This is a genomic window from Pseudomonas sp. P5_B2, from assembly GCF_056400445.1.
Window position 1 is genome coordinate 1 of sequence record NZ_JBFULH010000817.1, and the last position, 1,575, is coordinate 1,575.

The window sequence follows — 1,575 nt, forward strand, 5'->3', positions numbered from 1 at the left end:
TACCTGCTGTAGGTAGCTATTTCTCTACTCTCGATATTCTGGGAGAGGGGGCGGAGCGCTTGATCGTCGGGGAGCCATTCCCGAGTTTTCTCGGTGGTAATCCAAATAGCCCTGCTGCCTTTTTTCACGGTAAAGACAAGCAAGCCAAGAGTTCGGGGCAGGGGGGATTGCAGTTGCGTTACGCAGCTGAATCTGTCGATTACGGTCTTTATGCTATCCAATACCATGATAAAACGCCCCAGTTGTACCTCCGTCCTGGTGTAACTGCCCCGAATTTTTCCACCGGGCAAGTGGGTGAATTCTACTGGGTGTATCCGGAGGATATTCGCGCCTTGGGCGCAAGTTTTACCACATCAGTGGGGGAGTACAACTTTGCCGGGGAAGCGTCTATGCGCTGGAACATGCCCTTGGTATCCAATGGTCAGGTCGTACTGCCTGGTGTAGAGGCGGACAACGACGACCATCCGCTCTATGCGGTTGGGCGTACAGCCCATGTGAATTTGAACGTTCTCGCTTCTCTTGAGCCATCCTTCATATCCAATGAGGCCAGCTTGATAGGAGAAATTGCCTGGAATCGGTTGCTGAAGGTTACTGAAAACCGATCAGCTCTGGATCCGAATGCAACAGACGACGGGGTTGGACTCAAGTTGGTGTATTCGCCAACTTATCGTCAGGTCTTCTCGGGCGTCGACCTTAGTGTTCCGCTGGGTGTCAGCTATTTCCCTATGGGTAAGTCAGCTGTGTTGGGCAGTTTCGGGCCTGATAAAGGTGGCGAATTCAATATCGGTGTAAGCGCTACCTACCTTGATCGTGTCACTTGTGGTCTGACGTACACTCATTATTACGGTCCGGATGACACTACGCTCAATGAAGCAAGTCAGTTCAACTATAAGCAAGCAATGAAGGATCGGGATTATCTGGCCTTCTCGATCAAGAGCACTTTCTAAGAGGATTTGAACATGACTTCTCGATTTAAATTTAGTGCCGCTTACTTTGTCATCATGAGTGCTATTGCTTTAAGTGCGTCCGCGATGGCTGCCGGAGTAGATGATTTGGGTAAAAGCCTGACACCGTTGGGGGCGGAGCGGGCCGGTAATGCGGATAAAAGTATCCCTGCATGGGAGGGTGGATATACCACCGTTGATCCGACTTATCAGAAGGGTGGTAAGCGTGGCGATCCTTTTGCCGCGGATAAGCCTCTTTTTAGCATTACTTCAAAGAACATGGCCCAGTACTCAGAAAAGCTGAGCGATGGTGTTAAAGAAATGTTCAAACGGTATCCAGACACCTATCGAATGGATATCTACCCTACGCGTCGATCTGCAGCGGCTCCGCAGTGGGTATATGACAATACTGCCAAGAATGCGGTTAATGCCAAGCTGGTAGAGGGTAGCGCGGGGCCAATGCCTGAAGGGGCCTATGGCGGAATTCCGTTTCCGATTCCGAAAAATGGTGACGAGGCGATGTGGTACCATCTGCTGAGTTGGAGCGGTACTTCGATTACAAGAGACGCTCGCTTCTTTCTGATGACCGCCGATGGTCAACAGGTCATGTCTACCGATGGTCGTGCTATCC

2 protein-coding genes are annotated in these 1,575 nt (G+C 50.9%); both read left to right on the forward strand.

Going from position 1 to position 1,575, the window contains the following annotated elements; translation table 11 throughout:
* Nucleotides 1-947, forward strand: a 947-nt coding sequence (locus AC1DRJ_RS27070) for a DUF1302 family protein (RefSeq protein ID WP_477804850.1), incomplete at its 5' end; no start/stop codon positions are given.
* Nucleotides 948-1,001: 54 nt separating this feature from the next.
* Nucleotides 1,002-1,575: DUF1329 domain-containing protein (locus AC1DRJ_RS27075; protein WP_477804851.1), on the forward strand; the 574-nt coding region annotated here is incomplete at its 3' end.